Below are 22,607 nucleotides of genomic sequence, written 5' to 3' on the forward strand. Positions count from 1 at the left end.
GCCCTTGCCTGATTGCAGCGCCGTATTCAGTAATGCCGCCTGCACTCCTGAGTTTACCCTCGCCGCTTCTGCTGCCGCTCGCGGTTGGCCGCGCGGGCCCGCTCGCTCTTGCGCAGCATCACCCAGGTAGCGCCGAGGCCGCCGTCGGAGGGCTGGGCGGAGACGAAGGCCTGGACCTCGGGAAACTGGGGCAGCCACTTGGCCAGGTAGGAGCGCAGCACATTGGGCGGGCTGTCGATGGCCTGGCCGCGGCCGTGGACGATCAGCACCGAGCGCAGGTCGTGGGCGAAGGCCTCGTGGATGAAGGGCGTAAGCGCTCGCCGGCACTCCTCCAGCGGACGGCGCAGCAGGTGCAGGCGCGCCTGGTCCGCATAGCCGCCGTGGCGCAGGCGGTCGACCACCCCCTGCTGGATGCCGTCGCGACGAAAGGCCAGCGGATCGAAGGGAGGCACCAGGTCGACGAAGTCATCGGAGAGAAAGCCGTGCCCTTCCACCTCTGCCGCGGCGCTCTCGCGCCGGGCCAGCTGGGCTTCGCTGGGGCCCCGCCGGCCATAGCCTGGGTCGGCTCGGTTGGCGCCCCGGGAGAGTGGACGCACATCGCCCATCAGGGCCTGGAAGTCGAGGTCGCTACGCGCCGACTGAGTCATGACACACCTCCCGATCGTCAAGGGAGGCTCTATCCTAGCAGAGCCCGGGGGGCGGGATAAGGCGTCCCTGCGCCCGGCTCGGCAGGCGCCGATAGCCGTGGCAGGATGGACCTTTCCATGCCGACGGAGCCCCCATGCGACGCCTTCACCTGCTGCTTGTCACCCTGATCGGCCTGCCGCTGGCCGTGGCCGGCTGGCTCTGGCTGACCATGCTCAGCCCCTTCACCTACGACCGACCCGACCACCTCCCCGAGATCGATGCAGGCCCCCACGAGGTCTTCGTCTACGGCACCCTGCGCTCAGGGCTGGTGCGCTGGGTCGTCACCGGGCGGGCCGGGGAGTCGCGACCGGCCGTGCTGGAGGACTTCCGGCGCAGCGCCCTGGACCTCGAGGAGGCGCCCGGTGAGCGGGTCGAGGGGGAGGTGATCACGGTCAGTGCCGAGGAGCTGGCGCGTCTGGACCGCTACGAGCGCCTGGGCATCCGCTACGAGCGGGTGCGCCTGGTGCTGGCCGACGGCACCGAGGCCTGGGGCTACCGCCGCCTGCCGGAGGAGGCGCCGGAGGGGGCTCGGTTGTGAGCGGGGGGCGGGGCCTTCTACAATAGCGGCCATTCAGATCTCGCGGCTGAAGATGCCGCCCGCAAGGAGCCGCCATGCCCCCCATCACCCTGTTGCATAATCCACGCTGCTCCAAGTCGCGCCAGGCCCTGGCGCTGCTGGAGGAGCACGGTGCCCCCGTCACGGTGCGCCGCTACCTGGACCAGCCCCTCGACGAGGCGGAGCTGCGCGGGCTGATCGCTCGCCTCGAGGGGCCCCTCGAGGCGCTGGTACGCCGCAAGGAAGCCGAGTGGAAGGCGCTCGATGCCGATGCCGCTGACCTCGAGCAGGTAGTGGCGGCCATCCTCGCTCATCCCAGGCTCCTGGAGCGCCCCGTTGCCGATGATGGCCGACGTGCCGTGATCGGCCGCCCGCCGGAGCAGGTGCTGGCGCTGCTCGAGGCCTGACCTGCCCCCCTTCCCGCTTTTCCTCTTGTCCCCGGCCCGGAGCCCCCATGAGTGCCACTTCCCCCCGACCGCTGCCCTATGTGCTGATCCTCTACTACTCCCGCCACGGGGCCACCCGCGCCATGGCCGAACAGATCGCCGCCGGTGTCGAATCGGTGCGCGGCATCGAGGCGCGGCTGCGCACCGTGCCACCGGTCTCCCCCACCTGCGAGGCGGTGGATCCGGAGATTCCTGCCGAGGGTGCGGTCTACGCCAGCCTCGATGACCTGCGCCACTGCTCGGGACTTGCCATCGGCAGCCCCACCCGTTTCGGGAACATGGCCGCCCCCCTCAAGCACTTCCTGGACGGCACCAGCGAGCTATGGCTGGGCGGAGCCCTGATCGACAAGCCCGCTACCGCCTTCACCTCCACCTCCAGCCTGCACGGGGGGCAGGAGAGCACCCTGCTGACCATGCTGGTGCCGCTGCTGCACCACGGCATGCTCTATGCCGGCCTTCCCTACAGCGAGATCGAGCTGATGGAGACCGCCAGCGGCGGCACTCCCTATGGCGCCAGTCACCTGGCCGGCAAGCGCAGCGACCGGCCCCTGGACGACCATGAGCGACAGCTCTCTCGGGCCCAGGGGCGCCGCCTGGCACGCCTGGCCCTGGCGCTTGGCCGCCTCGAGGGAGAGCCGTCATGAGGCGCTGGCTTGAGGAGTTCGAGGCGCAGCGCGGGCTCGACCATCTGACCGCCCGCTCCCGGCGCTGGGTGCTGGGAAGCTATGCGACCCTGGCCCTGGCCCTGGTGGTCTGGGGCCTTATCCTACGCGGCGAGAGCGGCAACCTGCGCCCCATGCTGGCCTTCCTGCTGCCGCTGCTGCTCTTCCTGCCATCGCTGCTCGGCCAGCGCGCCCGGGGCCACGCCTGGCTCGCCTTTGTCAGCCTGCTCTACTTCATGATCGGGGTGAATGTCGCCATCCTTCCCGGGGTTGGCTGGCTGGGTCTGCTGATCGCCCTCTGCTCGCTGACCCTCTTCGCCGGCTGCACCCTCTACGCCCGCTTTCGCAGCCGCCAGCTGCGGGCGGCCGCCACTGGTGACGGCGCCTAGCCCAAGCGCGTGCTACGCTTGCAGGGCTTGACCTGGCTCAAGCAGATGAACCACAACGAAAGGAGATCGTGATGACCGTGACGTTCCGCCCCCTGCTCGCCGGCCTTGGCCTGACGGCTGCCCTCTTCGCCTCCGCTTCCGCCCAGGCGCTGGACGTGGACAAGGCCATCGAGTACCGCCAGGACGCCCTGCGCGTGATGGCCTTCCAGACCGGTCCCCTCGGCGACATGGTCCAGGGCAATATCGACTATGACGCCGAGGAGTTCGCGCTGCGCGCCAACAACCTGGCGGCACTGGCTCACCTGCCCTGGGAGGCCTTTATCGAGGGCAGCCTGCAGGGAGACGACCACGGCATCGAGACCGATGCCATGGCCGGCATCCGTGATAACCGCGACGACTTCACGTCCAGGGCCGAGACCCTCGGTGAAGAGACCGCCACCCTGGCGCGGATGGCCAACGACGGCGAGGAGTTCAGCGCCCTGCGTCGCCAGATGGGCACCGTGGTCAACACCTGCCGTGGCTGTCACGACAACTATCGCGACAACTGAGGCCGGCTCGAGCCCTCAACAAGCGTGAACGCAGCGGGGCGGCCCTTGGGCCGCCCCGCTGCTTTTGGTGCCTCCGCTCCCAGGAGCGCGGCTAGGCGTTCCAGAGCCAGAGCACCGGCAGGACGGCGATCAGTACCGCCACCAGGGCCAGCCAGGGGCTGGCCAGGCGCCGGGCAGCCCCTTCGGCCGGCGCATCCTCCGGGGCGCCCTCCAGCGGTTTGCGCCCGGTAAACATGGCGCCCACCAGACGCTCTCCCTTGAGGCGGTGCACCACCAGGGCCAGCAGGTGACCGGCGATCAGCACCATCAGCAGGTTGGCATTGAGGTGGTGCAGCGAGGCCAGGGTACGGGCGGTCCCGCGGTCCACCAGGCCGTGGAGCGGCGCATTGAAGAAGATATCGTCGGTCAGGAAGAGTCCGCTGATCACCTGGAAGGAGAGCGAGAGCATCATCACCACCACCATGATGCCGCCCAGCGGGTTGTGCCCGGCATAGGACGGAGGCCGGCCGCCGAGAAGCCGCCTGGCGTAGTCGAAGAGGGTCGTCGGGGGGTGAAGGAAGCTGGTGAAGCGGGCGTGATAGCTGCCCACCAGGCCCCAGAGCCAACGGAACAGCAGCAGGCCGACCAGCACATAGCCCGCCCTGGCGTGGATGTCGATGGGAAAGATGAAGGGGTAGCCCGGTGTCTTCATGGTGTAGAAGGCCAGGGCCACCGCCCCGACCATGCCCCAGTGGAAGAGTCGCACCGGAACATCCCATACCCTTAGTCGTGTCATCTTGCCTCCTTGCAATTTGCAGAAGATTCTCTGGCTCCGGGCTGTCAATCCCGAAGATTTCGCATACCATGATCGGCTTCATGGACATCCCCCACCGCCGTGGGGACACCCAAGGAGTCTACCTCTTGTCTTCCTCGAACGCCTGGCGCGAGGCCGGCACCCTGACCCTGCCGGTCATGTTTGGCTACCTGCCCCTGGGAGCCGCCTTTGGTATTCTCGCCGTCGAAGTCGGCATTCCCGTCTGGGCGGCCCTGCTGATGTCTCTGCTGATCTATGCCGGCGCCGGCCAGTTCCTGGCAGTGGCGCTGCTGGCGGCCGGGGCCGGCCTGGTGGAGCTGGCCGTGGCGACCCTGATGCTCAACTCCCGCCACCTCTTCTACGGGCTTTCGCTGCTCAAGCGTTTCCAGGGGGCCGGTTGGCGCAAGCCCTACCTGATCTTCTCGCTCACCGACGAGACCTACTCCCTGCTCACCACCCTGCCCCCCGAGCGCGCCCGGGACCACGCCCTGGCGCTGCGCATCGGCCTGCTCAATCAGGGCTGGTGGGTGCTGGGCTCCCTGGCCGGTGCCCTGATCGGCACGACGCTTGCGTTCGACAGTCGGGGCATCGAGTTTGCCCTCACCGCCCTGTTCATCGTGCTGACCCTGGAGCAGGCCCGCCGGCTGCGTCAGGGGCTCCCCTTCGCCATCGCCCTGGCCACGGGCCTCGGCGCCCTGCTGCTGCTCCCGGACCGCCACCTGCTGCTGGGGGCCATCGGGGCGGCGAGCCTGGTGCTGCTCGGCCACTATCGGCTGCATCGTAACGCCCCCCGGGAGAGTCGATCATGAGCCACGCTACCCTGCTGATCTTCATTGCCGTCTGCGCCCTGGCCACCTTCGCCACCCGGGTGATTCCCTTCGTGGCCCTGGCGCGCCAGGCCGAGCATCCGCTGATTCTGCACCTGGGGCGCTACCTGCCGCCCACGGTGATGATGATCCTGGTGATCTATGCCCTGCGCGACTTCCGCCCCCTGGCGGAGGGGCAGCTCAATGCCAGCGCCAACGGCTGGCCGATGATCCTGGCCTCACTGGTCGTGGTGGTGCTCCATCTGTGGCGTCGCAATGCCCTGGTCTCCATCCTTGGCGGCACCGGGGCCTATATGGCGATGGTGCAGTTGGGCTGGGCGCTGTGACCCCATAAATCTCGCTCGGGCGGGCACAGAACGGTTGAGCTGGGGACGCAGAGAAGCGAACATGCAGGAAACCGTGAGGAGAACGCCATGACACGCAATATCGCCGATATCCGGCGCGACTATGAAGGCGGCCGGCTCGACGAATCCCTGGCCGTGGAGAACCCGCTGCCGCTGTTCGAGGAGTGGCTGGCCCTGGCCCTCGAGAGCGAGGGTGACGACGGCAACGCCATGACGCTCGCCACCGTGGACAGCCAGGGGCTGCCCCACGCCCGGGTGGTGCTGCTCAAGGGCGTCGATGAGCAGGGGCTGGTGTTCTATACCAACTACCACAGCCACAAGGGCAGCGAGCTGACCAATGTGCCCCACGCGGCCCTGGTCTTCTGGTGGCCCTCCCTGGCGCGCCAGGTACGCATCGAGGGCAGCGTCGAGCAGGTCAGCGCCGAGGAGTCCGACGCCTACTTCTCGAGCCGCCCGCGGGCCAGCCAGCTGGGCGCCTGGATCGCCACCCAGAGCGTGGTGATTCCCGACCGCACCTGGATCGAGGAGCGCCAGAGCCGATTCGAACAGGCCTATGAGGGCCAGGAGATTCCGAGGCCGGTGCACTGGGGCGGCTACCGGGTTCTGCCCACCATGATCGAGTTCTGGCAGGGCCAGCCCAGCCGCCTGCACGACCGCATTCGCTACGAGCAGCGCGACGGCCAGTGGCAGCACTTCCGCATGGCGCCCTGACCCCCCCCAGCCCCGGTTACCGGATGCACGAGGGCCCCCGCCGCCGGCGGGGGCCCTTGTCGTTTCGGGCGAGTGTCGTTCCGGGCAAGTTGCCCTCAATCCGGCATGCTATCCAGGCGGTGGCGCTGCCACTCGCTCTCGGGCTCGTTGAGGCTCATCACGGCGTCGACCACCTGCTCCTCCATGTTGTAGCGCTGCTTGAAGCCGAGATGCTTCATCAGGGCGCGCATGGGGTGGTTGTCCACCATGATCTTGCCGATCATCTCCAGGGTGCCGACGCTTCGGCAGTAGTCGATCATCTTGTTCATCAGCAGGCTGCCGATGCCGAGTCCCTGGAGGTCGTCGCGGATGATCACCGAAAACTCGGTGCGGATATTGTCGGGGTCGTTCCAGACCCGCACCACCCCCAGCATCTCCTTGCTGCCATCCTCCAGCAGGTGCTCGGCGATGAAGGCCATCTGGCGATCGTAGTTGATCTGCGACAGCATCGAGAGATCCCGCTGGGTCAGGTCCGACTTGTTGTGGAAGTAGCGGAAGCGGATGCTCTCCTCGGAGAGCTGGCGGTGGAAGTTGGCGATCAGCGGCGCATCCTCGGCCCGAATCGGCCGCACCTCCACCTCCCAGCCGTTCTTGAGGGTCACCCACTCTCGCAGCTCCTCCGGATAGGGCATGATGGCGAAGCGCGCCGGGGTGCCCAGATCCATGGCGAAGTCGACGGCCACCAGCTCGTCGCGATTGAGCAGCAGCGGGTTGATCTCGATGCCGCGCAGCTCCAGCAGGTCGCTGGCCATCTGGGAGAGCTTGACCAGCAGCTCGCAGAGCCGCTCGATATCTCGCTGGGGGTCGCTGGAGTGCTCGTGGATCAGCCGCGCCACATGGGTACGCTCCACCATGTCCTCGGCCAGGGTCATGTTGAGCGGCGGCAGCGCCACCTGGCGGTCGGCCAGGATATTCACCTTGTAGCCGCCGATGCCGAAGACCACCACCGGACCGAAGATCGGGTCCCGGGTGATGCCGGCGCACACCTGCAGGGAGTGCTTGCCCCGCTGCATGGGCTGCAGGCAGTACTCCCGCACCTGGAAGGCGGGGTACTTCTCGCTGACCTGCTGGCCCAGCACTTCGACTCCCTCGGCCACCTGCTCGGGCGTCTTCAGGTCCTGCAGCAGCCCCGCCGACAGGCGGTGGGGGTGCTTGCGGTAGCGGAAGGGCCGGCAGTTGCCCTCGTGCACCACCTTGAGCGCCATGCTCCCCTCGAAGGCGGCGGCGGCCTCGGCGCCCTCCTCCGGCGTGGACACGTAGCGGCTGGGCGCCACCGGAATGCCGTAGGCCTCGAGCACCTGGGCGGTCTCGGAGTGGGTGAGGGATTCGCGCCCCTGGGCCTTGGCCTCCTTGATCAGGGTGCGGCAGCGGGCACGGATATCCGGGGTGGTGCTGAAGGGCAGGCTGGGCGGCGTCTCCTGGAGCAGCAGCTGGACCCGCTGGTAGTCCACCATATGCATGAAGGCCTTGACCGCCTTTTCCGGGGAGACATAGGTGGGAATGCCGGCCAGGTTGCACTCGTGACGCGCCGACAGCGCCTCCTCCAGCCCCATGAAGCTGGTCAGCAGGTTGCGCCGGAAGCGCTTGCGGTTGGCCACCACCGCCTGGGCAGTGGTCTTGGAGGGCGCCATGCGCGTCGGCGCATGCACCACCAGTACCGCATCCACGCCCGGGTCGGCGGCGACAATCTCGATGGTATCCACGAACTTCTCCGGGGTGGCGTTGCCCCCCAGATCCACCGGGTTCTCTCCCGGCTTGCTCATGTCGAAGTTCCCCTGCTTCAGCGCGCGGCGGGTCTCCTCGGTAAAGTCGGCGAGCTTGCCGCCGGCGTGGATCAGCTTGTCGATGGCCAGCATGGCAGGGCCCAGGCCGTTGGAGACGATGGCCAGGCGGTCGCCGCGCAGGGGCTTCATGCGCGACAGCGTCATCAGGGCGTCGAAGAGCTCATCGGAGTCGTGGACGCGCACCACGCCGGCCCGGGAGAAGGCGGCATCGAAGACCCGGTCGCGGTTGGCGATCCCCGGCGTGGGGGGCAGCCCGGTCAGGTCCGACTGGGGCGTGCGGCTGCTCTTGATGGCCAGCACCAGGCGGTTGCGCGAGGCGTCGCGCAGGGCCGTCATGAAGTGCTGGGCATCCATGATCTTCTCCAGATGGAGCAGGATGGCCTGGGTGGGCGAGAACTGGTTGATGTAGTCGAGCAGGTCGGGAAGCATCACGTCGACGCTATCGCCCAGGGTGATCAGGTGGGAGAAGCCCACGCCGCGTCCGGCGGCCCAGTCGATCATGGCGGTCCCGAGCATCCCCGACTGCCCCAGATAGGCCACCTTGCCGGCCTTGATCGGGCGGTTGGCGTAGGAGGCGTTGAGCTTGCGCCCCGGCACGATCAGTCCCATGCACTCCGGGCCCAGCACCCGGATACCCGACTGGCGAGCCGCATCCAGCATCCGCTGGCGGATCGAGGCCTTGCCGTCCCGCGCCTCGTCCAGGTGGGAGCCGCCGGAGAGCACCAGGGCGGCGCGCACCCCGATGCTGCCCAGCCTGGCGATCCGCCCCGGCACCGTCGCCACCGGCGAGCAGATCACGGCGAGGTCGGGAGCCTCGGGGAGCTGGCCGATGCGCGAGAAGCCGGGCTGGCCGAAGACCTGCTCGTAGCCCTTGGGATTCACGGCCCAGATGGTGCCAGGGAAGCCGGCCTCCTGCAGGTTGCGGATCACCAGCCCGCCCAGGGAGTCGGGCTTTTCCGAGGCGCCGATGACGGCGATGGTGCGGGGTTCGAAGAAGTGACGCAGGAAACGGGTGCTCAAGATGCTCTCCCGGCAGCTGATGACTGGATGGTCTGCCTACTGTGTACGACCTATTGACACTGTCTGGCAAGGGCATACGCAAAGTAAAGTGACGCCAGTCAGCCTGGAGAGCGCAATGATCACCGGTTATATCACCCACCCCCACTGCATGCTCCACCATATGGGCCCGGAGCACCCCGAGAGCCCGCTCAGGCTGGAGGCAATCCGCGCCAGGCTCTCCCTCGCCGGCCTGCTCCAGCAGACCATGCAGTCCGAGGCCCGGGAGGCCTCCGAGGAGGAGCTGGCCCGGGTCCACCCGGTGCGCCACCTGCGCGCCCTGGACAAGTGCGTGCCGGAAGAAGGCATCGTCACCCTCGACAGTGACACCATGATGAACCCGGACAGCCTCAACGCTGCCCGGGTCGCGGCCGGCGCTGTCATCCGCGGCGTGGACCAGGTCTTCCGCCACCAGGCCGACAACGTCTTCTGCGCGGTGCGCCCCCCGGGCCATCACGCCGAGGCCACAGACGCCATGGGCTTCTGCTTCTATAACAACGTGGCGGTGGGCGCCGCCCACGCCCGGGAGAAGTATGGGGCCCGGCGCATCGCCATCCTCGACTTCGACGTCCACCAGTGCAACGGCACCATCGACATCTTCAAGGACGACCCGGACGTGCTGGTCTGCACCAGCTTCCAGTACCCCTTCTACCCCTGGCGCTACCTGCGCAGCGAGTGGCAGAACGTGGTCAATACGCCGCTGGAGGCGGGTACCGACAGCGCCATGTTCCGCCGCGCCATCGAGGATGACTGGCTGCCCGCCCTGCATCGCTTCAAGCCCGAACTGGTGCTGCTCTCCTCGGGCTTCGACGCCCATCGCGAGGACGACATGGCCGAGCTCTGCCTCGAGGACGAGGACTACCACTGGATCACCCACATGGCCATGGAGATCGCGGCGCTCTACTCGGATAACCGCCTGGTCTCGGTGCTGGAGGGGGGCTACCACCTCGACTCCCTCGGCCGCTGCGTCGAGGCCCACCTCAAGGCGCTCCTCGGCCTGCCCTTCGGCGACGCCCCCGCGTCAGAGGCCTGAGACTCCGGGCCCGGTGAGGTACGGCGTTTCTTGTTGCCGGGAAACGTCGCCCTTCATCCCGGCGCCTTAAAAGCATGAGAAGCGGTGCATTCATGCGGCACACGCTGTGGTAAGCTGCAGGAAACCTGTTTCCTATAGTGAATTTTCACCATGACAGCCGCCACCACCGATCAGGATGCCGCCCTGCGCATCGCCTCGGGCCGCAAGGCCTTCGTCGAGCCGCTGCGCCTCGGCGAGCGCCTGCGCGAGATCCGCCTGGCCAACCAGTGGACCCTGGAGGACGTCAGCCAGCGCACCGGCCTGGCCCGCTCCACCCTCTCCAAGATCGAGAATGACCAGATCTCCCCCACCTTCACCGCCGTCCAGAAGCTGATCGGCGGGCTCGGCATCGACTTGCCCCAGCTGCTCTCGCCGCCTCGTCAGCAGACCCGTACCATGGGCCGGCGGGATCTGACCCGGCGCGGCCAGGGGCAACAGCACCCTACCCCTACCTACGAGCATGAGCTGCTCAGCTGCGAGCTGGCCCAGAAGCGCATGATTCCCTTCAAGACCATCGTCAGGGCACGCAGCTTCGACGAGTTCAGCGAGTGGGTGCGCCACGACGGCGAGGAGTTCCTGATGGTGCTGGAGGGGGAGATCCTGCTCTATACCGAGTTCTACGAGCCCCTGGCACTGGAGAGCGGCGACAGCATCTACTTCGACAGCGACATGGGCCACGCCCTGGTCTCGGTCAGCGATGACGACGCCGTGGTGCTCTCGGTCTGCACAAGGGCCGAGGGTGCCTGAGGGGGAAGCGCAGAGGGAGGCCCCCTACCCCCGCCGCTGGCCGCGACGGTCGCCGGGCCTGACCGGCGGCACGGCATCCAGCGCCAGGCGCCCGCCGGCATGGATCGCCTGGAAATGCCGCCCCTTGGCCCGGGCGATCAGCATGACCCCGTAACGCTCGGCCAGCTCCACCCCCTTCTGGGTGACCCCGGAACGGGAGACCAGCACCCCGATGCCCATCTGGGCCACCTTCAGCACCATCTCCGAGGTCAGCCGTCCTGTGGTGTAGAAGGTGTCGGCCCGCAGCGAGTCCGCCTCCTTCAGCCACTGGCGCCCGGCCAGGGTGTCCACGGCGTTGTGGCGCCCCACGTCCTCCACGAAGTCCAGCACCTCCTCTCCCCAGCAGAGCGCGCAGCCGTGCACGGCGCCGGCGCTGCGGTAGGTCTCGTTGCAGGCGTTGAGATTCTCCAGCAGGGCGTAGAGGGTCGACTGGCGCAGCGGCGTTTCGGGCAGCGGCTGGCGCGGCACCGAATCCAGCAGCCGCCCGAACACCGTGCCCTGGCCGCAGCCGGTGGTGACCGTGCGGTGGCCCAGGCGCTCCTCGAGATCCTCCGGCAGGTGGCGGGTCACCACCGCAGCCGCCTCCACCTCCCAGTCCACGTGCACCGCCACCAGATCGGCCGCCTCGGTCAAGAGCCCCTGGTTGCGCAGATAGCCGACCACCAGCGCCTCGGGGTCATCCCCCAGGGTCATCAGGGTAACGATCTCGCGCTTGTTGAGGTAGAGGGTCAGCGGCCGCTCGGCGGCGATGGCCTGACGGCGCGACTCGCCATACTCGTCGAAGATCTCGATCTCCACGGTGGCGGGCAGGCGGGCATGGCTGCGGGTGAAGGGCCGGGTGAAGGTCATGGCGCTCCTCATCTCGTCGGGTTGGCGCGGAAGGCGGCTTGACCATGATGGCATCCCCGTTCCTTACTGTCTCTGAGCAACACAGCCCATAACAACATCATAACAACAGGACAGCGCCGTGACCGACTCGCACAACCTGCGCCCCCTCGGGGTCACCCTGGCGGCCCGGGAACACCGCATCCAGGGGTTTCGCGCCACCCAGTGGCAGGTCGCCTCCCTGGCTCCCGGCGACCAGGGCGACGCCACCCTGTGGCTTCAGCTGACCATGACCGAGCGTGCCGCCTACCGCTTCAATCTCGCCTCGGGCAACCCCCGTCTCTTCGTGCGCGCCGGCTTCGCCGGTGGCCCCGCCGAGCCCACCGCCATCACCGCCAGCCAGGACGTGGCGGCCGACTGGCTGGATGGCGAGCAGCAGGTGCTCGAGGCGGCCATGCCCCTGGCCATCCAGGTCTGGATCGAGGCCTACCTGGCTCGCCACGGCGAGGCCCCCATGGAGGAGCGCAAGAAGAAGCGCAAGGGAGCGGGCCGCGCTCGGGAGATGGACACATGAGCCGCCTGGAACGCTGGTCCCGGCGCAAGCGCGGCGAGGAGCCGTCTCCCGATGCCCCGCCGCCCGCGGAGGCGCCGCCCCTTGCCGACCCGCCGCAAGCGGAGGCCGAGCCCCATAGCGTCAGCGACGAGGAGCTGCCCGACCCGGAGAGCCTGCCCCCCGGCAGCGACTTCGGCCGCTACCTCCAGGAGGGGGTCAGCCAGGCGCTGCGCCGCCGGGCCCTTCGCCGCCTCTGGCAGGCCGATCACTATCAGATCCGCGACGGCCTGGACGACTACGACGGCGATTACAGCCAGCTCGAGCCCCTGGCCCGTGAGGCCGCGGAGCGGCTGCGCCACTGGGGCCGCCGAGTGAATGACTACCTCGCCCCGGAGGAGGAAACCGCCGAGGAACGCCTCGCAGAGGAGGTCGACTCGGCAGAAGCCGAGGGCGCCGAGCCGCCGGTCGACGAGGAGCGAGCCCCCTCGGCGGCGTTAGACGAAGGTGATTACGACGCGCCTGAGGCGCTGTACTACATTAGCAAGAACCAACAATAACGAGGTCAACATGCCCGCTCCCATTCCCCTTGCGCCCCTGGATGATGAACGCAACCGCGCCGCCCGGGAGGCCGCCAGGCAGCGGGTCTCCTGGCCCGCCAACCTGGCCCCGGAGACCGTGGACTTCAAGAGCGAGGGCTACCTGCTGATCGCCGGTGCCGAGCTGGATATCCGCCGGGCCGCCGCGCGCCTGGCGGGCCAGCTGCCCGGCATCACCCTGGTGGTCACCGAGCGCAGCAGCGCCGAGGAGGTGCCTGATCTCGAGGCCATCTGGGAGGCCACTCGGGGGCTGCCCTGCCAGGTGGCAGACAGCACCCTGCGACTCGAGGGCTACCTGGGACGCTTCCATGCCACCCTGGCGAGCGACGCTGACGCTATCGACCTGGCCCTGGCCACCCAGGGGCGTCCCTGTTTCGACCTCGTGCTCGACCTGGGCCAGCGGCCGCTGCTGGCCCTGGAGCTCCCCCCGCCCGGTTATCGCGCCACCCGCTGGGGAACGGCCGACTGCGAGCAGGCCCTGGCCACCCTGCCCGACCACCGCGGCGCCTTCGAGGCGCCGCGCGCCGTGCAGGTCAATGCTGATCTCTGCGCCCATTCACGCAGCGGCCAGGCCGGCTGCACCCTCTGCCTGGACACCTGCCCGGCAGACGCCCTCTCCAGCCAGTCCGGCCGAGTGGGCGCCTGGATCGAGGTGGATGCCCACCGCTGCCACGGCGCCGGCAGCTGTGCCAGCGCCTGCCCCACCGGGGCCATCGAGTTTCGTCTGCCTCGCCCGGCGCCCCTGGAGCACTACCTGGGCGAACTGCTGACCGCCTATCGGGAGGCCGGCGGTGCCCATCCGGTGGTGCGCTTCCTGAGCGAGGCCCACCTGGCCCGGGAGAGTGCACCGGCTGCCGGGCACGTGCTGGACGTGGCCCTCGAGGAGCTGGGCGCCGCGGGACCGGATCACTGGCTGGCCGCCCTGGCCGCCGGCGCCGGCGAGGTGCGCCTGCAGCGGGATGCAGAGACGCCCTCCACCCTGCTTCGCCAGCTCGAGCGGCAGCATGCCGAGGCCCGTGAGCTGCTCGCGGCCCTCGGCCACGACCCGGCCCCGCTGACCTGGCTCGGGGCCGAGGCCGACCGGAAGGAGCTGGATGCCCTGCCCGCCCTGGCCCCCCTGCCGCCACGCCCGGAGGCCAGCCCCGATGCCACCAAGCGCGACCGGCTCAATGCCACCCTGGCGTGGCTCGGCCGCCAGGGCAGCCCGACCGGCCGTCGCCACCCCCTGCCCGCCCCGTCCCCTCACGGGGGCATGGAGGTAGACGCGGAGCGCTGCACCCTGTGCCAGGGCTGCGTGGCGCTCTGTCCAACGCCAGCACTCTCCGGCGGCGACGACACCACGGCGCGACTGGCCTTCCGCGAGGCCGACTGCGTGCAGTGCGGCCTCTGCGAGGCGGGCTGCCCCGAGCAGGCCATCCGGCTGGTGCCGGGGTTCCTGGCTGCCCCCGAGCGCGAGACGCGTCGGACCCTCAAGGAGGAGCCCGCCTTCGCCTGCATTCGCTGCGGCAAGCCCTTCGCCACGGCCAGCACCATCGCCACCATCCAGCGCAAGCTGGCGGACCACCCCTATTTCGCCGGCGAGGCGCGAGCGCGCCTCGAGATGTGCGAGGACTGCCGCGTCCAGGATGTCTGGCAGGAGCTCGCCCGGGACCCCGAACGCCAGCTGAAGGTGTAACCATGGACGATCTCATCGCCACTACCCCGAGCGTCAGCGAGCACGACGCCCTCCGGGCGGATATCTACCGGCTGCTGGCCCGTCTGCTGCTGGCGCCGCCGGACGCGGCACTGCTCGACTTCCTCGCCGGCCTGGAGGCCGACGACGAGGATCCCGAGATGGCGGCCATCTGGCGCGCGCTCGCGGCGGCGGCCGCCGCGACCACCCCCGGCAGGGCCGAGCGTGACCACTTCGAGCTGCTGGTCGGCGTCATCCAGGGGGAGGTCACCCCCTACGCCTCCTGGTACCTCCACGGCACCCTGATGGACGAGCCCCTGGTGGCGCTGCGTCGCGACCTGCGCCGCCTGGGGCTCGCCCGCAGCGAGGAGAGCCGCGACCCCGAGGACCACCTCGGCGCCCTTTGCGAGGCCATGGCCCTGCTGGCCGAGCGCGGCGATCCGGAGCAGGCCCGCTTCTTCGCCGCCCACCTGGCCCCCTGGGCCAACCGTTGTCTGGCCGAACTGGCAGCCAGCCAGGCGGCCCTCTACGCTGAGACAGGACGGCTGGGCCTCGGCTTTATGGCCCGAGAGCACCACTACCTCACATAACTAACAAGATCAGCGACCGTCACCCTCGAGGAGAACGCCATGCCCCGCGCCCATGATCCCCGCCGCCGCCGCTTCCTGCGCACCCTGGGAGCCGGTGGTGCCCTGGCCGGCACCGCCGCCGTGGTAGGCCATGTCGGCCTGACCCAGGCCGATGCCCCCCGGACCGACTCGACCGCCGACGATAGCCAGCGGCACTACCGCGAAACCGACCACGTTCGCGCTTACTACGCCACCCTGCGCGACTGAGCGTCTCTCATCTTCGGAGGTAAGTGACCATGCGTCTGACACCCAAGCAGGCAACCCCGGTCGCCGCGGGCCTCGGCATCTCCCGGCGGCAGTTTCTCAAGCGCGGCGGTGCCGCCACCGGCGGACTGGCGGCCGCCGGCTTCATGGGGCACGGCATGCTGCGCCCGGTGGAGGCCAGCGGCAAGACCCCGGTCCTCGACTCGCCGGTGGAGGTCAAGCGGACCATCTGCTCCCACTGCTCGGTGGGGTGCGGCACCTACGCCGAGGTCCAGGAGGGCATCTGGACTCGCCAGGAGCCGGCCTTCGACCATCCCATCAACCGCGGCGCCCACTGCGCCAAGGGGGCGTCGCTCCGGCAGCACGGCCACTCCAGCCGTCGCCTCAAGTACCCCATGAAGCTGGTGGACGGCCAGTGGCAGCGCATGAGCTGGGATGACGCCATCGAGGAGATCGGCAACAAGGTACTGGAGCTGCGCGCGGCCCACGGCCCCGACAGCGTCTTCTGGCTGGGTTCGGCCAAGTTCAACAACGAGCAGGCCTACCTGCTGCGCAAGTTCGCTAGCCTCTGGGGCACCAACAACACCGACCACCAGGCGCGCATCTGCCACTCCACCACTGTGGCGGGGGTCGCCAACACCTGGGGCTACGGGGCGATGACCAACTCGCTCAACGACATGCACAACTGTCGCTCCATCCTCTTCATCGGCTCGAACCCCGCCCAGGCCCACCCGGTGGCGATGCAGCACTTCCTGATCGCCAAGGAGCGCAACAACTGCGACATCATCGTCGCCGACCCCCGCTTCACCCGTACCGCGGCCAAGGCCGATACCCATGTACGCATTCGCCCCGGCTCGGATGTCGCCTTCATCTGGGGGCTCTTGTGGCACATCTTCGAGAACGGCTGGGAGGATCGCGAGTATATCCAGCAGCGGGTCTACGGCCTGGACGAGGTGCGCGCCGAGGTGGCCACCTTCACCCCGCGGGTGGTGGAGGACGTCACCGGCGTGCCCGAGCAGGTCATGTATGACGTGGCCCAGCGCCTGGCCACCCGGAAGCCCGGCAGCATCGTCTGGTGCATGGGGGGCACCCAGCACACCACCGGCAACAACAACACCCGTGCCTACTGCATCCTGGAGCTGGCGCTGGGCAACATCGGCAAGTCCGGCGGCGGCGCCAATATCCTGCGCGGCCACGACAACGTCCAGGGCGCCACCGACCTGGGCCTCGACTCCAGCTCCCTGCCGGCCTACTACGGCCTGGCCGAGGGGGCCTGGCAGCACTGGGCGCGGGTCTGGGACGTCGACTACGAGTGGCTCAAGGGGCGCTTCGACCAGACCGAGTACCACGACGGCCTGCCCATGAACAGCAGCGGCATCACGGTCTCGCGCTGGGTCGACGGGGTGCTCGAGGAGGACGAGGCGATCTCCCAGCGCACCGCGCTCAAGGCGATGTTCTACTGGGGCCATGCGGTCAACTCCCAGACCCGCGGTCCCGAGATGCGCCGCGCCATGCAGAAGCTCGAGATGATGGTGATCGTCGACCCCTACCCCACGGTGGCCGCGGTCATGCACGACCGCACCGACGGCGTCTACCTGCTGCCCGCCTGCACCCAGTTCGAGACCACCGGCAGCGTGACCGCCACCAACCGCTCGCTGCAGTGGCGCGACAAGGTGATCGAGCCGCTGTTCGAGTCCAAGCCCGACCACGAGATCATGTACCTGCTGGCCGAGAAGTTCGGCTTCGCCGATGAGCTGACCCGCCATATCCAGGTCAACGGCAAGGAACCCTCGATCGAGGACATCCTGCGCGAAATCAACCGCGGCACCTGGACCATCGGCTACACCGGCCAGAGCCCGGAGCGACTCAAGGCGCACCAGCAGAACTGGCACACCTTCAGCTTCGAGAACCTGCGCGCCCAGGGCGGCCCCGCCGACGGCGACTACTACGGCCTCCCCTGGCCCTGCTGGGGCACACCGGAGTTCGCCCACCCCGGCTCCCCCAACCTCTACGATCCCAGCGTGCCGGTGAAGGAGGGCGGCATGGGCTTCCGGGCGCGCTTCGGCATCGAGCGCAACGGCGTCAACCTGCTGGCCGAGGGCTCGGCACCGGTGCAGGGGGAGCTCGACGACGGCTACCCCGAGTTCACCGACCAGATGCTCAAGGACCTGGGCTGGTGGGACGACCTCACCGAGGAGGAGAAGGTCGCCGCCGAAGGCCAGAACTGGAAGACCGATCTGCTGGGCGGCATCCAGCGGGTGGCCATCGAGCACGGCTGCGCCCCCTACGGCAACGCCAAGGCCCGAGCCGTGGTGTGGACCTTCCCGGACCAGGTGCCCAAGCACCGTGAGCCGCTCTACACCACCCGCCGCGATCTCGTCGAGCAGTTCCCCACCTGGGACGACTTCCGCTCGCTGTTCCGGCTGCCCACCCTCTACCGCAGCATTCAGGAGAACGACAACTCCGACCGCTACCCGATCATCCTCACCTCGGGGCGCCTGGTGGAGTACGAGGGCGGCGGGGAGGAGACCCGCTCCATGTCCTGGCTCGCCGAGCTGCAGCAGGAGATGTTCGTCGAGGTGAATCCGGCCGACGCCAACGATATCGGCATCCGCGACGGCGACACCGTCTGGGTCGAGGGCGCCGAGGGTGGCCGGGTCAGGGTCAAGGCCCTGGTCACGCCGCGGGTCGGACGCGGGGTTGCCTTCATGCCCTTCCACTTTGGCGGCATCTTCCAGGGCGAGAACCTGCATGACCGCTATCCGGAGGGGGCGGCGCCCTACGTGTTGGGCGAGGCGGCCAACACCGCGACCACCTACGGCTATGACCCTGTGACCCTGATGCAGGAAACCAAGTGCACCATCTGCCGGATCGAGCGCGCCTGAGCGATCGACAGCGACCAGGAGAACAAGACATGGCACAGATGAAATTCATGTGCGACGCCGAGCGCTGCATCGACTGCAACGGCTGCGTCACCGCCTGCAAGAACGCCAACGATGTCCCCTGGGGCATCCAGCGCCGGCGGGTGGTGACCCTCAACGACGGCCAGGCCGACGAGGTCTCGATCTCGGTGGCCTGCATGCACTGCGATGACGCCCCCTGCATGGCGGTCTGCCCCACGGACTGCTTCTACAAGACCGACGACGGCATCGTCCTGCACGACAAGGACCTCTGCATCGGCTGCGGCTACTGCCTCTACGCCTGCCCCTTCGGGGCCCCACAGTTCCCGAAGCAGAACGCCTTCGGCGAGCGCGGCAAGATGGACAAGTGCACCTTCTGCTCCGGCGGTCCGGCGGACAGCAAGGAAGAGGAGTACGAGAAGTACGGCGCCAACCGCATTGCCGAGGGCAAGCTGCCGCTATGTGCCGAGATGTGCTCCACCAAGGCCCTGCTCGCCGGCGATGCCCAGACCGTCGCCGATATCTTCCGTCAGCGGGTCGTCCATCGCGGCCATCGCGATGGCGGCTGGTCGGGCAACCAGCGCCGCGATCAGGAGCGTACCCGGGCGGGTGCCGACCTGACCGGCGTCGACGATCTGTCCTACGACGCCACCCGCCAGGGTTAGGAGGTGATGCCATGAGCCTTTGCCGATACGGGCCCCTGGGGGGGCTGCTGCTGGCGGTGATGCTGGTCCTGACCGCCCTGCTCGCCCCACCCGCCCTGGCCCAGGCGGAGACCGAACGCGAGGCGGCCACCGCGGTGGCCGGCGTCAGCCCCGACGTCTGGCGTCAGGTGCGCAGCGGCGAGGTGGACGCCAACTTCCGCGACACCCGCTTCGACTCCAACTACAACCTGATCAACGCCAGCGGGGAGCGCTGGCGGCAGCTGCGCAACCGCTGGGTCTCTCCCTTCGGCCTGATCGCCGTCGGCGGCATGATCCTGGCGATCGCGCTCTTCTACGTGATCGTCGGACGCAAGGAGCTGAGCGAACCGAGAACCGGGCGCAAGCTGCTGCGCTGGCCCCTGTTCGTGCGCTCCCTGCACTGGACGGTGGCCACGCTCTTCATCGTCCTGGCGCTCACCGGCCTGAACCTGCTCTACGGCAAGTTCGTGTTCCGGCCGCTGTTCGGCGATGCCTTCTGGGCCTGGATGATCTCCGCCTCCAAGCTCGCCCACAACTATCTGGGGCCGCTCTTCGGCATCCTGCTGGTGGTCCTGCTGGCCCGGGTGCTCAGGCACAACTGGCCGAAGCGCCACGATCTCGAGTGGTTCCGCCAGGGTGGCGGCCTGGTGGGCAAGGGGCATCCCGATGCCGGCTTCGCCAACGGCGGCGAGAAGCTCTGGTTCTGGCTCCTGGCCACCGCCGGCCTGGCCGTGGTGGCCAGCGGCTTCGTGCTGGACTTCCCCAACTACGGCCAGAGCCGCGACACCATGCAGTGGGCCAACCTGATCCACGGCGTCGGCGCCCTGGGGCTCACCGCCGTGGCGTTGGGCCATATCTATATCGGCACCCTCGGCTCGGAGGGGTCGCTGGAGGCCATGACCACCGGCTACGTGGACGAGACCTGGGCGAAGGACCACCACAACCTCTGGTACGAGGAGGTCAAGGACCAGGCGGTGCCCGAGGAGGCAATCGGCGGCGACAGTCGCCCCGGCGACGAGCGCAGCGAGACGGCCTCCCGCCCAGGATGAACCGCGTTGACCCGCTCACCCTACGACACCGCCCATGGGCGGTGTCTTTTGTTATGCTGGGCCCATCTTGATCCAACTCACCAGGGAGACAATAAGCGCCATGGATCATCTCGACGACGCCACCCGCACGGAGCTCGAGGCCGCCGCCTTCCGCCGCCTGCTCAAGCACCTCGACGACAACAAGGACGTGCAGAACATCGACCTGATGATACTGGCCGACTTCTGCCGCAACTGCCTCTCCAAGTGGCTGGTCAGCGCCGCCGAGGAGCGGGGTGCCGAGCTCGACTACGAGCGCGCCCGGGAGCACGTCTATGGCATGCCCTACGCGGAGTGGAAGGAGAAGTACCAGAAGGAGGCGACCCCCGAGCAGCAGGCCGCCTTCCAGGCGCGCCAGGCCAAGAAGCAGGGGAAGGCGTGATGAGCGAGCCGATGCTGCCCCTCTCCATTGCGGTACTCACCATCTCCGACACCCGCACCGAGGAGACCGACCGCAGCGGCCAGGCCCTGGTGGGCTGCCTGGCCGACGCCGGCCACCGCCTGGCCGACAAGCGCATCGTCCCGGACGATATCTACCGCATCCGCGCTGTGGTCGCAGAATGGATCGCCGACCCGGCCATCCAGGTGGTGCTGACCACCGGCGGCACCGGCTTTACCGGCCGCGACTCGACGCCGGAGGCGGTCGGCGTGCTCTTCGATAAGGAGATCGAGGGCTTCGGCGAGCTGTTCCGTCAGCTGAGCTGGCAGGAGATCGGCAGCTCCACGGTACAGAGCCGCTGCCTGGGCGGCCTGGCCAACGCCACCGTCATCTTCTGCCTGCCCGGCTCCACCGGCGCCTGCCGTACCGCCTGGAATGGCATCCTGGCCGAGCAGCTCGATAGCCGACACAAGCCATGTAACTTCGCGAATCTCGTCATCCCGGAACGAGGCCAGCATGTCTGACGCCAATATTTCCCGGCACAAGCCATGTAGCTCCTTGCAAGTTCAGGCAAATCTCGTCATCCCCGAGCGAGGCCAGCATGGCTGACCTCAAGCCCGTGGAGGCGGCACTCGCTGCCCTGCTCGAGGGCGTGCAGCCGCTGGGCAGCGAGCGGCTCCCCTGCGACCGGGCCGCCGGCCGGATCCTGGCCGAGCCCGTGGCGGCGTCTCTCGACGTGCCCCCCTTCGACAACAGCGCCATGGATGGCTATGCCCTGAACCACAAGGACGCAGGCCGCTGGCTGCGGGTCAGCCAGCGTATCGCCGCGGGCGCTACCGGTGAGCCCCTGGCCGCCGACAGCTGTGCGCGCATCTTCACCGGCGGCGCCATTCCAGCGGGCGCCGACTGCGTGGTCATGCAGGAGAGCGTCGAGATCGACGGCGACCGGGTACGTGTGCCGGCGGGGATTCCTGCCGGCGACAATATCCGCCGCCGAGGCCGGGATGTCGCCGCCGGGAGCGAGCTGTTGCCGTCCGGCGAGCCGCTGGAAGCCGCGGCCCTGGGCCACCTGGCCGGTCAGGGCATCACCGAGGTGACGGTGCGCCGCCGCCCCCGGGTAGCGCTGCTCTCCACCGGAGATGAAATCGTGGATCCCGGCCACCCCCTGGGCCCCGGCCAGATCTACAACTCCAATCGCCCCATGCTCAAGCGCCTGCTGGAGCAGTTCGGCGCCGAGGTGGTGCGCGTCGCAGCGATACCCGATGATGCCGAGGGCACCCGCCTGGCCCTGGCCACAGCGGCTCGGGAGACCGATGTGGTGGTCACCACCGGCGGTGTCAGCGTCGGCGAGGAGGATCACGTCAGGGCCGCAGTGGAGGCGCTGGGAGAGCTGGATCTCTGGCGGTTGGCGATCCGCCCGGGCAAGCCTCTGGCCCTGGGGCGGTTGCCGGACGGCGAGCGGGAAGCGCGTTTCGTGGGGCTGCCGGGAAACCCGGTATCGGGCTTCGTCGGCGCCTGGCTCTTTCTCAGGCCGCTGATGGGTGCCCTGCTGGGGGCGCCCTCCCTCGCCGAGCTGCCCGGGCTTGCCGCCCGGGCCGACTTTGCCACCCGCACCGGCCCCCGCGCTCACTACATGCGGGTTCGCCTCGAGTTCGGCCCGGAGGGTATCACCGCCCACGCCTTCCGCGACCAGAACTCCGGGGTACTCAGCTCCTGTATCGCCGCCGATGCCCTGGCGGTCATTCCCCCGAACCGGGAGGTAGCCCCGGGCGACAGCGTGAACTGCCTCTGGCTCAGGGGCGCGTGACGTCTCCCTGTACCGGCACCTCCAGGGCTCCGCACACCTCCGGCCACAGCCGCTGGAAGGCCTGGTCGAGGCTCTCGTGCTCGCGCTCGAGCCAGGGCACCAGCTCCGCCAGGCGGTTGGGGCCGCTCAGGCGACGCCCGATGCCGGCGATGGCCCGGCATGTGAAGTCGAAGTCGGCGTAGCCGCAGAGCCAGTCCTGCTCCACCAGCACCGGCACCATGACGGCCAGCCGCGCCGGCGCCCTGCGCGTCGCCAGCACGCGGTAGGTGCGTCGCACCAGCGGCGAGGGGCAGGCGGCAAGGCCGAGCTCCCGGGCCACGAAATGGTCCCAGACCAGGTCCAGGGCGATCCCCACATAGCGCCGCTGGGCGCCAGGCGCCGAGCGCTGGAGTTCGCTCACCACCGGGTGGGCATCCACGAAGGCATCGACCCGGCGATGGTGGCGGATTCCCCGGGCCACCTCCTCCGGCCAGTCGGCGAGGTCGCTGCCCTTGACGCCGTCGGCGATCAGGTTGCCCCAGAGGAAGTCATCGCTGCCGCCCCGGGCCAGCCAGGCGTGGGCCAGGAAGTTCAC

The 22,607-nt window shown here is 69.0% G+C and carries 26 protein-coding genes; 21 read left to right on the forward strand and 5 right to left on the reverse strand.

The annotated features are described in order from the left end of the window. Positions 1–53: 53 nt before the first annotated feature. A complete protein-coding gene (gene smrA / locus ACRYRV_RS16450; protein WP_444984443.1) occupies positions 54–647 on the reverse strand; it encodes a DNA endonuclease SmrA in 594 nt (197 codons plus the stop codon). Between the two features lie 134 nt (positions 648–781). On the opposite strand from smrA, the gene ACRYRV_RS16455 reads away from it, so the two are divergent. From ACRYRV_RS16455 to ACRYRV_RS16475, 5 genes are all read left to right on the forward strand, one after another. Beyond that, entirely contained in the window at positions 782–1,225 is a 444-nt protein-coding gene (locus tag ACRYRV_RS16455) for a gamma-glutamylcyclotransferase family protein (protein WP_444984442.1), read from the forward strand. Between the two features lie 74 nt (positions 1,226–1,299). Continuing rightward, entirely contained in the window at positions 1,300–1,650 is a 351-nt protein-coding gene (arsC, locus tag ACRYRV_RS16460) for an arsenate reductase (glutaredoxin) (RefSeq protein WP_309636327.1), read from the forward strand. A 47-nt stretch (positions 1,651–1,697) separates the two neighbouring features. After that, the gene (wrbA, locus tag ACRYRV_RS16465) at positions 1,698–2,333 is read left to right on the forward strand and encodes an NAD(P)H:quinone oxidoreductase (RefSeq protein WP_309636326.1); all 636 of its coding nucleotides are present in this window, start codon (positions 1,698–1,700) and stop codon (positions 2,331–2,333) included. After that, on the forward strand, positions 2,330–2,740 hold the full coding sequence (locus tag ACRYRV_RS16470; RefSeq protein WP_444984441.1) for a DUF2069 domain-containing protein: 411 nt from the start codon (positions 2,330–2,332) through the stop codon (positions 2,738–2,740). Before wrbA ends, ACRYRV_RS16470 begins: the two co-directional genes overlap by 4 nt. A gap of 71 nt (positions 2,741–2,811) precedes the next feature. Further along, on the forward strand, positions 2,812–3,288 hold the full coding sequence (locus ACRYRV_RS16475) for a c-type cytochrome (protein ID WP_444984440.1): 477 nt from the start codon (positions 2,812–2,814) through the stop codon (positions 3,286–3,288). 91 nt (positions 3,289–3,379) lie between these two features. Here ACRYRV_RS16475 and ACRYRV_RS16480 read toward each other — a convergent pair whose 3' ends face one another. After that, positions 3,380–4,063: a cytochrome b/b6 domain-containing protein gene (locus ACRYRV_RS16480; RefSeq protein WP_309636322.1), complete on the reverse strand. Its 684-nt coding sequence runs from the start codon at positions 4,061–4,063 to the stop codon at positions 3,380–3,382. Positions 4,064–4,188: 125 nt separating this feature from the next. Between ACRYRV_RS16480 and ACRYRV_RS16485 the strand changes: the two genes are divergently transcribed. The 3 genes from ACRYRV_RS16485 (at position 4,189) to pdxH (ending at position 5,963) form a co-directional block, all read left to right on the forward strand. Next, positions 4,189–4,890: an AzlC family ABC transporter permease gene (locus tag ACRYRV_RS16485; RefSeq protein WP_444984439.1), complete on the forward strand. Its 702-nt coding sequence runs from the start codon at positions 4,189–4,191 to the stop codon at positions 4,888–4,890. Next, positions 4,887–5,234: a branched-chain amino acid transporter permease gene (locus ACRYRV_RS16490; protein WP_444984438.1), complete on the forward strand. Its 348-nt coding sequence runs from the start codon at positions 4,887–4,889 to the stop codon at positions 5,232–5,234. Before ACRYRV_RS16485 ends, ACRYRV_RS16490 begins: the two co-directional genes overlap by 4 nt. A gap of 87 nt (positions 5,235–5,321) precedes the next feature. Further along, a complete protein-coding gene (gene pdxH / locus ACRYRV_RS16495; RefSeq protein WP_253451811.1) occupies positions 5,322–5,963 on the forward strand; it encodes a pyridoxamine 5'-phosphate oxidase in 642 nt (213 codons plus the stop codon). A 95-nt stretch (positions 5,964–6,058) separates the two neighbouring features. Here pdxH and ACRYRV_RS16500 read toward each other — a convergent pair whose 3' ends face one another. After that, entirely contained in the window at positions 6,059–8,806 is a 2,748-nt protein-coding gene (locus tag ACRYRV_RS16500) for a bifunctional acetate--CoA ligase family protein/GNAT family N-acetyltransferase (protein WP_444984437.1), read from the reverse strand. Positions 8,807–8,921: 115 nt separating this feature from the next. On the opposite strand from ACRYRV_RS16500, the gene ACRYRV_RS16505 reads away from it, so the two are divergent. Together ACRYRV_RS16505 and ACRYRV_RS16510 are read left to right on the forward strand one after the other, a co-directional pair. Continuing rightward, the gene (locus ACRYRV_RS16505; RefSeq protein ID WP_253451806.1) at positions 8,922–9,875 is read left to right on the forward strand and encodes a histone deacetylase family protein; all 954 of its coding nucleotides are present in this window, start codon (positions 8,922–8,924) and stop codon (positions 9,873–9,875) included. A gap of 150 nt (positions 9,876–10,025) precedes the next feature. After that, positions 10,026–10,661 carry a helix-turn-helix domain-containing protein gene (locus ACRYRV_RS16510; RefSeq protein WP_253451804.1) on the forward strand — a complete coding sequence of 212 codons (636 nt, stop codon included), beginning with the start codon at positions 10,026–10,028 and terminating at the stop codon, positions 10,659–10,661. A 24-nt stretch (positions 10,662–10,685) separates the two neighbouring features. On the opposite strand, the gene ACRYRV_RS16515 is transcribed toward ACRYRV_RS16510, so the two are convergent. Then, a complete protein-coding gene (locus ACRYRV_RS16515) occupies positions 10,686–11,549 on the reverse strand; it encodes a formate dehydrogenase accessory sulfurtransferase FdhD (RefSeq protein WP_444984436.1) in 864 nt (287 codons plus the stop codon). Positions 11,550–11,667: 118 nt separating this feature from the next. Here ACRYRV_RS16515 and ACRYRV_RS16520 point away from each other — a divergent pair, with 118 nt between their 5' ends. The 11 genes from ACRYRV_RS16520 to ACRYRV_RS16570 all read left to right on the forward strand — a co-directional run bounded on the left by ACRYRV_RS16520 (position 11,668) and on the right by ACRYRV_RS16570 (position 22,033). Then, positions 11,668–12,099, forward strand: a complete 432-nt coding sequence (locus ACRYRV_RS16520; RefSeq protein ID WP_253451798.1) for a DUF3305 domain-containing protein — start codon at positions 11,668–11,670, stop codon at positions 12,097–12,099. Next, entirely contained in the window at positions 12,096–12,635 is a 540-nt protein-coding gene (locus ACRYRV_RS16525; RefSeq protein WP_444984435.1) for a DUF3306 domain-containing protein, read from the forward strand. Before ACRYRV_RS16520 ends, ACRYRV_RS16525 begins: the two co-directional genes overlap by 4 nt. Before the next feature lie 10 nt (positions 12,636–12,645). After that, positions 12,646–14,349, forward strand: coding sequence for a 4Fe-4S dicluster domain-containing protein (locus ACRYRV_RS16530; RefSeq protein WP_444984434.1), 1,704 nt, complete (start codon positions 12,646–12,648; stop codon positions 14,347–14,349). A 2-nt stretch (positions 14,350–14,351) separates the two neighbouring features. Beyond that, entirely contained in the window at positions 14,352–14,936 is a 585-nt protein-coding gene (locus tag ACRYRV_RS16535; protein WP_444984433.1) for a TorD/DmsD family molecular chaperone, read from the forward strand. Between the two features lie 39 nt (positions 14,937–14,975). Beyond that, on the forward strand, positions 14,976–15,182 hold the full coding sequence (locus ACRYRV_RS16540) for a twin-arginine translocation signal domain-containing protein (RefSeq protein ID WP_444984432.1): 207 nt from the start codon (positions 14,976–14,978) through the stop codon (positions 15,180–15,182). 29 nt (positions 15,183–15,211) lie between these two features. Next, complete coding sequence (locus ACRYRV_RS16545) at positions 15,212–18,064, forward strand: formate dehydrogenase subunit alpha (RefSeq protein ID WP_309636311.1); 2,853 nt, start codon at positions 15,212–15,214, stop codon at positions 18,062–18,064. 29 nt (positions 18,065–18,093) lie between these two features. Continuing rightward, positions 18,094–18,744, forward strand: a complete 651-nt coding sequence (fdh3B, locus tag ACRYRV_RS16550) for a formate dehydrogenase FDH3 subunit beta (RefSeq protein ID WP_444984431.1) — start codon at positions 18,094–18,096, stop codon at positions 18,742–18,744. An 11-nt stretch (positions 18,745–18,755) separates the two neighbouring features. Beyond that, positions 18,756–19,811, forward strand: coding sequence for a formate dehydrogenase subunit gamma (locus ACRYRV_RS16555; RefSeq protein WP_253451777.1), 1,056 nt, complete (start codon positions 18,756–18,758; stop codon positions 19,809–19,811). A 100-nt stretch (positions 19,812–19,911) separates the two neighbouring features. Continuing rightward, positions 19,912–20,229, forward strand: coding sequence for a DUF1244 domain-containing protein (locus ACRYRV_RS16560; protein WP_309636310.1), 318 nt, complete (start codon positions 19,912–19,914; stop codon positions 20,227–20,229). After that, a complete protein-coding gene (gene moaB, locus ACRYRV_RS16565) occupies positions 20,229–20,750 on the forward strand; it encodes a molybdenum cofactor biosynthesis protein B (RefSeq protein WP_309636309.1) in 522 nt (173 codons plus the stop codon). The genes ACRYRV_RS16560 and moaB overlap by 1 nt, the downstream gene beginning before the upstream one ends. A 77-nt stretch (positions 20,751–20,827) precedes the next feature. Then, positions 20,828–22,033: a molybdopterin molybdotransferase MoeA gene (locus ACRYRV_RS16570; protein ID WP_444984430.1), complete on the forward strand. Its 1,206-nt coding sequence runs from the start codon at positions 20,828–20,830 to the stop codon at positions 22,031–22,033. Here the strand turns inward: ACRYRV_RS16570 and ACRYRV_RS16575 are convergent. Further along, entirely contained in the window at positions 22,020–22,607 is a 588-nt protein-coding gene (locus ACRYRV_RS16575; RefSeq protein WP_253451765.1) for an acyl carrier protein phosphodiesterase, read from the reverse strand. The genes ACRYRV_RS16570 and ACRYRV_RS16575 overlap by 14 nt on opposite strands.

The sequence above is a fragment of the Halomonas mongoliensis genome (genome assembly GCF_052496345.1).

Bases quoted from the DNA above. Each gene is read 5' to 3' on its own strand.
- ACRYRV_RS16490 (WP_444984438.1), top strand. From the start codon at position 4,887: ATGAGCCACGCTACCCTGCTGATCTTCATTGCCGTCTGCGCCCTGGCC.
- ACRYRV_RS16530 (WP_444984434.1), top strand. From the start codon at position 12,646: ATGCCCGCTCCCATTCCCCTTGCGCCCCTGGATGATGAACGCAACCGC.
- ACRYRV_RS16455 (WP_444984442.1), top strand. From the start codon at position 782: ATGCGACGCCTTCACCTGCTGCTTGTCACCCTGATCGGCCTGCCGCTG.
- ACRYRV_RS16560 (WP_309636310.1), top strand. From the start codon at position 19,912: ATGGATCATCTCGACGACGCCACCCGCACGGAGCTCGAGGCCGCCGCC.
- pdxH (WP_253451811.1), top strand. From the start codon at position 5,322: ATGACACGCAATATCGCCGATATCCGGCGCGACTATGAAGGCGGCCGG.
- ACRYRV_RS16480 (WP_309636322.1), bottom strand. From the start codon at position 4,063: ATGACACGACTAAGGGTATGGGATGTTCCGGTGCGACTCTTCCACTGG.
- ACRYRV_RS16510 (WP_253451804.1), top strand. From the start codon at position 10,026: ATGACAGCCGCCACCACCGATCAGGATGCCGCCCTGCGCATCGCCTCG.
- ACRYRV_RS16515 (WP_444984436.1), bottom strand. From the start codon at position 11,549: ATGACCTTCACCCGGCCCTTCACCCGCAGCCATGCCCGCCTGCCCGCC.
- moaB (WP_309636309.1), top strand. From the start codon at position 20,229: ATGAGCGAGCCGATGCTGCCCCTCTCCATTGCGGTACTCACCATCTCC.
- fdh3B (WP_444984431.1), top strand. From the start codon at position 18,094: ATGGCACAGATGAAATTCATGTGCGACGCCGAGCGCTGCATCGACTGC.
- arsC (WP_309636327.1), top strand. From the start codon at position 1,300: ATGCCCCCCATCACCCTGTTGCATAATCCACGCTGCTCCAAGTCGCGC.
- ACRYRV_RS16470 (WP_444984441.1), top strand. From the start codon at position 2,330: ATGAGGCGCTGGCTTGAGGAGTTCGAGGCGCAGCGCGGGCTCGACCAT.
- ACRYRV_RS16505 (WP_253451806.1), top strand. From the start codon at position 8,922: ATGATCACCGGTTATATCACCCACCCCCACTGCATGCTCCACCATATG.
- ACRYRV_RS16570 (WP_444984430.1), top strand. From the start codon at position 20,828: ATGGCTGACCTCAAGCCCGTGGAGGCGGCACTCGCTGCCCTGCTCGAG.
- wrbA (WP_309636326.1), top strand. From the start codon at position 1,698: ATGAGTGCCACTTCCCCCCGACCGCTGCCCTATGTGCTGATCCTCTAC.
- ACRYRV_RS16545 (WP_309636311.1), top strand. From the start codon at position 15,212: ATGCGTCTGACACCCAAGCAGGCAACCCCGGTCGCCGCGGGCCTCGGC.
- ACRYRV_RS16540 (WP_444984432.1), top strand. From the start codon at position 14,976: ATGCCCCGCGCCCATGATCCCCGCCGCCGCCGCTTCCTGCGCACCCTG.
- ACRYRV_RS16535 (WP_444984433.1), top strand. From the start codon at position 14,352: ATGGACGATCTCATCGCCACTACCCCGAGCGTCAGCGAGCACGACGCC.
- smrA (WP_444984443.1), bottom strand. From the start codon at position 647: ATGACTCAGTCGGCGCGTAGCGACCTCGACTTCCAGGCCCTGATGGGC.
- ACRYRV_RS16555 (WP_253451777.1), top strand. From the start codon at position 18,756: ATGAGCCTTTGCCGATACGGGCCCCTGGGGGGGCTGCTGCTGGCGGTG.
- ACRYRV_RS16525 (WP_444984435.1), top strand. From the start codon at position 12,096: ATGAGCCGCCTGGAACGCTGGTCCCGGCGCAAGCGCGGCGAGGAGCCG.
- ACRYRV_RS16475 (WP_444984440.1), top strand. From the start codon at position 2,812: ATGACCGTGACGTTCCGCCCCCTGCTCGCCGGCCTTGGCCTGACGGCT.